Annotated in this window: 7 protein-coding genes; 5 read left to right on the plus strand and 2 right to left on the minus strand. The window is 47.7% G+C overall.

Going from position 1 to position 6417, the window contains the following annotated elements:
- Together Q0338_RS03055 and Q0338_RS03060 are read right to left on the minus strand one after the other, a co-directional pair.
- The coding region (locus tag Q0338_RS03055) for an NAD(P)-binding domain-containing protein (RefSeq protein ID WP_298085474.1) at positions 1-475 on the minus strand (475 nt) is incomplete at its 3' end.
- 220 nt (positions 476-695) lie between these two features.
- The gene (locus tag Q0338_RS03060; protein ID WP_298085475.1) at positions 696-2033 is read right to left on the minus strand and encodes a class II 3-deoxy-7-phosphoheptulonate synthase; all 1338 of its coding nucleotides are present in this window, start codon (positions 2031-2033) and stop codon (positions 696-698) included.
- A gap of 163 nt (positions 2034-2196) precedes the next feature.
- On the opposite strand from Q0338_RS03060, the gene rarD reads away from it, so the two are divergent.
- The 5 genes from rarD to Q0338_RS03085 form a co-directional block, all read left to right on the plus strand.
- The gene (rarD, locus tag Q0338_RS03065; RefSeq protein WP_298085476.1) at positions 2197-3087 is read left to right on the plus strand and encodes an EamA family transporter RarD; all 891 of its coding nucleotides are present in this window, start codon (positions 2197-2199) and stop codon (positions 3085-3087) included.
- 30 nt (positions 3088-3117) lie between these two features.
- Entirely contained in the window at positions 3118-3576 is a 459-nt protein-coding gene (locus Q0338_RS03070) for a hypothetical protein (protein ID WP_298085477.1), read from the plus strand.
- A 66-nt stretch (positions 3577-3642) separates the two neighbouring features.
- The gene (locus Q0338_RS03075) at positions 3643-4575 is read left to right on the plus strand and encodes an aspartate carbamoyltransferase catalytic subunit (RefSeq protein ID WP_298085478.1); all 933 of its coding nucleotides are present in this window, start codon (positions 3643-3645) and stop codon (positions 4573-4575) included.
- Positions 4572-5852, plus strand: a complete 1281-nt coding sequence (locus tag Q0338_RS03080) for a dihydroorotase (RefSeq protein WP_298085479.1) — start codon at positions 4572-4574, stop codon at positions 5850-5852. The genes Q0338_RS03075 and Q0338_RS03080 overlap by 4 nt, the downstream gene beginning before the upstream one ends.
- A gap of 110 nt (positions 5853-5962) precedes the next feature.
- A partial coding sequence (locus Q0338_RS03085) for a hypothetical protein (protein WP_298085480.1) occupies positions 5963-6417 on the plus strand: 455 nt, incomplete at its 3' end.

The raw sequence follows: 6417 nt of genomic DNA on the forward strand, positions 1-6417 counted from the left end.
CGCTAGAACAGGAGTTTAGGTTAAAATTTATAACATTATTTAGCGAAGGTGGGATTTTATAGTCCGGCTTGTTCGGACGCCCCATTTTACCGATACTTATCATCACGTTTTTGGCTTGATAGTCGCCCTTTGCGGTGTGCACGAAAAACAAACCGTCCTTTTTCTTTACGCTTTCGACCTCGGAGTTAAACACGGCCTCGATCTTTTCCTCATCTAGCAGCTTATCGAAATAATCAAGCGTGCTCTCTTTTGTGCCGTCTTCAAAGGACACGATGCCGTGAATGGTGCTGTCTTGACCTTTGTACTCCTTATCCACGCGCTTATTGTCTTTGTAAAATTTTCTTATAGTTTGGCTGTGGTTATCGCCCTTTTCGAGAAGCAAAACTTTTTTTAATCCATTGGCTCTCGCCTCTACGACGGTCGCGATGCCGCAAGGGCCGCCGCCTATCACGATAATGTCGTAAACATCGCTCATTGATTCTCTCCGATTTGATAATTTTTCATTAATGTAGCGAAAATTGTATTAAATTTTAAGAAATTCGCGAAATTTGGGGTAAATTTAATTTTAAAAAGACAAAAACGGTCAAATTTGAAAGATAAAAGGTGAGCGGGGGCAAATTTGGCTCATATAAATTCGCTAAATTTGAGAGCCAAATTTAAAGGCGCAAATTTCATCAAATTTACGCCCGATAAAGCTAAATTTTCTTTAAAAACTCGGCGATTAAAAACGCGAGTTCTAGCGACTGATCGGCGTTTAGGCGCGGATCGCACTGCGTCTCGTATCTGTGAGCTAGATCGTCTTCGTTTAGCTTAAACGACCCACCCGTGCACTCGGTCACGTCCTGACCCGTCATCTCTAGATGCACGCCGCCTGCATGCGTGCCTTCTGCTCTATGTATCTCGAAAAAGCTCTGCACTTCGGCTAGGATTTTGTCAAATTCGCGCGTCTTGTAGCCGTTTGCGGCTTTTATCGTGTTGCCGTGCATTGGGTCGATACTGTAGACGATATTTAGGCCTTCGCGTTTTACTTCGCGTAGGATTTTAGGTAGCCGCTCGCCGATTTTATCCGCGCCCATTCTGATGATTACGTTTAGTCTGCCCGCTTCGTTTTGCGGATTTAGCGCATTTGCGAGCGCGATGACGTCCTGCGCGGTTGCGTTTGGTCCGATTTTGACGCCTAGAGGATTGTGCACGCCGCTTAGAAAATGCACGTGAGCGTCGTTTACGCCGCGAGTACGCTCGCCGATCCAGAGCATATGCGCCGAGCAGTCGTACCAGTCGCCGGTAAGGCTATCCTCTCTAGTTAGAGCCTCCTCGTACGGCAGCAAAAGCGCCTCGTGCGAGGTGTAGACCTTTGTTTCGCTGATCGCGGGCGTATTTGAGGCATTTATGCCGCAAGCTCCCATAAATGCTAGGGTTTGACTCAGCTGCCTAGCTAGCTCGCCGTATTTGGCGTCAAGCTCGGGCTTTTTGATAAAGCCAAGATTCCAGCGATTTACCTCGTGCAGATCGGCTAGACCGCCGCGAGAAAAGGCGCGAAGCAGGTTCATCGTGGATGCGCTTTGATAATACGCCTCGATCATGCGGTTTGGATCGGGCACGCGAGCCTCGGCATTAAATTCAAAGCCGTTTATGATGTCGCCGCGGTAGCTCGGTAGCTTTACGCCGCCTTGCTCCTCGTAGTCCGAGCTTCTAGGCTTGGCAAACTGACCCGCCACGCGCCCTACTTTTACGACGGGGCAGCGTCCGGCAAACGTCAAAACGATCGCCATTTGCAGCATCACTTTAAACATATCGCGGATATTTACGGCGTTAAAATTTGAAAAACTCTCCGCGCAGTCGCCGCCTTGGAGCAAAAACGCCTCGCCGTTGCAAACCTTGGCTAGGTCTTGCTTTAGGTTTCTAGCCTCGCCGGCAAAAACTAGCGGCGGCATCGTCTTTAGCTTATCCTCGGCCTTTTTTAGCAAGACCTCGTCGGGGTAGCTTGGCTGCTGCAAGATATTAAATTTTCTCCACGAATCTCTACTCCACATCTTTAAACCTTTTTTAAAAATAACCCCGATTTTAGCTAAAAGAACTTTTATTACAGATAAAATTTCAAATTTTACCCTCAAATTTGCCCTCGCTACGCATTTTTGAGTCACATAAGCTTTGATTAACGACAAATAAATATAATTTCGCCAAAAAAGCGGAAAAATGCAAGACAAAAATCAAACCAAAATCGGCTTCATCTACGGCCTGTCGGTCTTTATGATCTGGGGCGTTTTTCCTATTTATTTTAAACAACTCAGCGCGCTTTCGGCTACCGAGATCGTCGCTCACCGTATCGTTTGGTCGGTGCTACTTTTGTTTTTGCTACTCAAATTTGGCCGCAAACTAGGCGCCGCAAAGAAAATTTTAAGTAACAAAAAAACTACGTTTTGGCTATTTATCACAGGTGTTCTAATCGCTGCTAACTGGTGGATCTACGTCTACGCCGTAAATATCGGCAAGATCGTAGAAACCAGCCTGGGATACTTCATAAATCCGCTCGTAAATATGCTCCTTGGCGTGCTGATTTTAAAAGAAAAGCTATCGCGCGCGGGCAAATTTGCCATCGCTATCGTCTTTGTCGCTATCGGCGTGCAAATTTACGACGCGGGCGGCCTACCTATCATCTCTATCATTTTACCTATCACGTTTGGATTTTATTCGCTCATTAGAAAGCGCCTTAGCGTGCCCTCTTTAGAGGGGCTTTTCGTCGAGACCGCGCTCATCGCTCCTATCGCGCTCGTCGCGCTATTTTTCGTAGCCGCTAGCGGGCAAAATCACTTTAGCTTTTCGTGGTTTGGGCTTTTGATCGCTCTTTGCGGACCTGCGACCGTCGTGCCGCTTTTGCTTTTTAACTCGGCAGCCACGAGGCTAAATTTGAGCACGATCGGCTATTTGCAGTATATCTCGCCTTCGATGCAGCTTTTGCTTGCCGTTTTTTACTACGGCGAGCAGGTTAGCGCGCTTAAGGCGCTGTCGTTTTTGCTGATCTGGAGCGCGCTAGCGGTGGTTAGCTTTAGCGCGATTTATAGTAAAAAAAGCAAAATTTCAGTATAACCGCAAATTTAAATCAAAAAAGGAAAAACAATGTCATCTATCGCATTTTACGCCGTCATCTGCGTCATAGCCGCGCTCGTGCTCTACGCGCAGATACAAAAAACAACGAGAAAGATTGACGAGAACGGTACTTTAGCAAACAACTCCCCCGAGGCCGCGCGTCAAATTTCGGTGCAAAAGTATAAAGATTTTTGCGAGATAATAAACGGCGAGCTAAGAGAGCTAAAGATGAAAGCGCTCTACGACGACGCCCTAAAAAACGAGGATCTCAAAGAAAAATTTTTAGAAAGCCTAAGCGAGATGAGTAAGAAGCTAACGTTTATCGAGACGATGAACACCGCTAGAAACCCCGACAAATGGGAAAGCGAGCTCTTTGAGGTGCTTAGCCGCCTAGACGATCTCGTCACGGAAAATTTCAAAGACGGCGAGCGCGCGGGCGACGAGATCAGAGAGCGTCTGGGCGCGGAGTTTAGAAAGCTGCAAAATTAAACCTTAAGTAAAAACGGGGTAATATCGCTTTTTTGATTTAACTCTATCTTTCTAAGGAAAAAACGGATGAGCTATACCAAAAAAGACCTCGTAACCGCTGCAAATTTAACCAAAGACGAAATTTACCATTTCCTAAATTTAGCCAAGGAGTTTAAGGCATTAAACAACTCCGAGACCAAAAAAGCCAAGTCGCTCTACGGCAAAACGACCGTAAACGCCTTTTTCGAAAACTCGACTAGGACGCGAACGAGCTTTGAGATCGCGGCTAAGCGCCTCGGAGCCGACGCTATAAATTTCACCGCCTCAAGCTCCAGCACTAAAAAGGGCGAAACGCTCATCGACACCGTCCATAACATCGTCGCGATGAAGACGGACATCGTAGTCGTGCGCCACTACAGCTCGGGCGCGGCTAAATTTATAGCCGAAAATACTGACGCCCACGTCGTAAACGCCGGCGACGGGCTCAACGAACACCCTAGCCAAGCGCTGCTTGATCTCTTTACCATACTGGAAAATCGCGGTAGCCTAGAAAATCTCACGGTCGCCATCATCGGCGATATCTTTCACAGCCGCGTAGCGCGCTCAAATATCTACGTCCTAAAAACGCTCGGAGCCAAGGTTAAGCTCTTTGGCCCGCCGATGTTTTTAACGGGCATGGAGGCTTTTGGCTGTCAAATTTGCTCCGATATGCGTGAGGCCATCGAGGACTCGGACGTCATCATCATGCTACGTATCCAGCTAGAGCGTCAGGATGATGAGATAGCGTTTCCGTCCGTACGCGAATACTCCAAATTTTTCGGCCTAACCCAAGCCAAAATGAAATACGCCAAAGATGGCGTCATGATCCTGCACCCGGGCCCGATAAACCGCGGCGTTGAGATAAACTCCGACGTAGCCGACGATCCGCGCTACTCGCACGTGCTAAATCAGGTCGAAAACGGTGTCGCCGTCAGGATGGCGATCCTAGATACTCTCATAAAAAACAAAGGCGCAAAATGAAAACTCTCATCAAAAACGGCACGATCGTAAATCATAACAGCTCGCAAAAAGCAAACATCCTGATAGACGGCGACAAGATAGCTCTAATCACGGCTGACGAACCTGCGGCTGATAAAGTAATAGACGCTAACGGCAAGCTAGTAATGCCTGGCCTAATCGACATGCACGTGCATTTTCGCGACCCAGGCCTTGAGTACAAAGACGACATAAACACGGGCTCAGAGACTGCTGTCGCGGGCGGCGTAACAACCTGCTGCCCGATGGCAAATACAAATCCCGTAAACGACAACGCCGTCGTCACGCGTGATATGGTAGCTAAAGCAAAAGCTCGCGGCCTCATCGACCTGCTTCCTATCGGCGCGATAACCAGCAAGATGGACGGCAAAAAGTGCGTAGAGATGGGCGATATGACCGAGGCGGGCGCAGTGGCGTTTAGCGACGACGGCCTGCCCGTAGCTAGCAGCGACGTGATGAGATACGCGCTTGAATACTCAAAGCACTTCGGTAGCTTCGTCATCAACCACTCCCAGGACTGCTCGCTATGCCGCGGCGGCCACATGAACGAGGGCCGCGTCTCGGCGATACTAGGCATCAAAGGCATGCCGCGCGAGCAAGAAGAGATCATGGTCTCGCGCGATCTACTGCTAGCCAAGCTCACGGGCGGCCACATCCACATCGCGCACGTTAGCTCCGAGTGGTCGCTAAAGCTCATCGCGCAGGCTCGCGCAGCCGGCATAAACGTGACCTGCGAGGCGACGCCGCACCACTTTACCTACACCGAGGACGAGCTACTAGGATATGATACGAACTTTAAAATGTCTCCGCCGCTTCGCACGAAATCAGACGTAGAGGCGATCAGAGACGGCCTAAAAAGCGGCCTCATCGACGTCATCGTTACCGACCACGCCCCGCACCATAACGACGAGAAATTTTTAGAATTCGACAAGGCGCCTTTTGGAATACTCGGCCTACAAACCCTCGTGCCTATGACGCTAGATTTGGTAAACGACGGCGTGATAAGTATCGAGCAGATGGCGGCTCTGACGTCCTATAACGCGGCTAAAATTTTAAAACTAAAAGACAAAGGCATGATCGCAGAGGGCTACCTCGCCGACATCGCAATAATCGATCCGAATTTCGAGTATCTCTACGATAAAAGCCTAAATAAATCAAAATCCCAAAACTCCCCGCTGCTAGGCAAAATGCTAAAAGGCGCGGCGGTAATCACGATAAAAAGCGGAAAAACGGTGTTTGAGTTTCCAAACGTCGTGGCGTGATCCGATCAAATTTGACGCAAATTTGAAATTTGACTTTGCGGCGGTTGAAGCTGCCGTATGGTCAAATTTTAACAACGACTAAAATAAAATTTAAAACCATAGGACAAGTATTGCAAAATCAACACGCGACCAAAACCGTCAAAAATACAAAAGAGCAGTTTCTTAAAAACATTTTTATCGCTTATGTCGTCGCCTCTTTTGGGATTTTTATCATCCCCGAGGATATATTATCTAGTTGCAAAATTTGCCGCAGTTTCGTAGAAGTTATGAAGCAAATCTTTCCAAATATCCAAATTTTTAGCGATATAAGTCCGTTTAAGCAAGAGATAGAATTTTATGCAAGCTATATGTGGGTGCTTGGACTGCTACTGGCGATAATTTTGAGTGCGTTATTTGTTATGTCCGGTAAACGGAAAGCGCCGATCATAAGCTGGCCGATGTCGATGCTTGGTCTTATACTTAGCACATTTATTATATATGATTATTTCTTTGGTTGCGTAGGCGTAGACGGCATAGTTTTACGCGACGGAACTCGTATCGAGATAACCTTTGATACAAAATTTGA

The sequence above is a fragment of the uncultured Campylobacter sp. genome (assembly GCF_938018145.1).
Classification (GTDB): domain Bacteria; phylum Campylobacterota; class Campylobacteria; order Campylobacterales; family Campylobacteraceae; genus Campylobacter_A.

Excerpts from the sequence above, each read along its gene's own strand:
- Q0338_RS03060 (WP_298085475.1), bottom strand. The coding sequence starts at position 2,033 with ATGTGGAGTAGAGATTCGTGGAGAAAATTTAATATCTTGCAGCAGCCA.
- rarD (WP_298085476.1), top strand. The coding sequence starts at position 2,197 with ATGCAAGACAAAAATCAAACCAAAATCGGCTTCATCTACGGCCTGTCG.
- Q0338_RS03070 (WP_298085477.1), top strand. The coding sequence starts at position 3,118 with ATGTCATCTATCGCATTTTACGCCGTCATCTGCGTCATAGCCGCGCTC.
- Q0338_RS03075 (WP_298085478.1), top strand. The coding sequence starts at position 3,643 with ATGAGCTATACCAAAAAAGACCTCGTAACCGCTGCAAATTTAACCAAA.
- Q0338_RS03080 (WP_298085479.1), top strand. The coding sequence starts at position 4,572 with ATGAAAACTCTCATCAAAAACGGCACGATCGTAAATCATAACAGCTCG.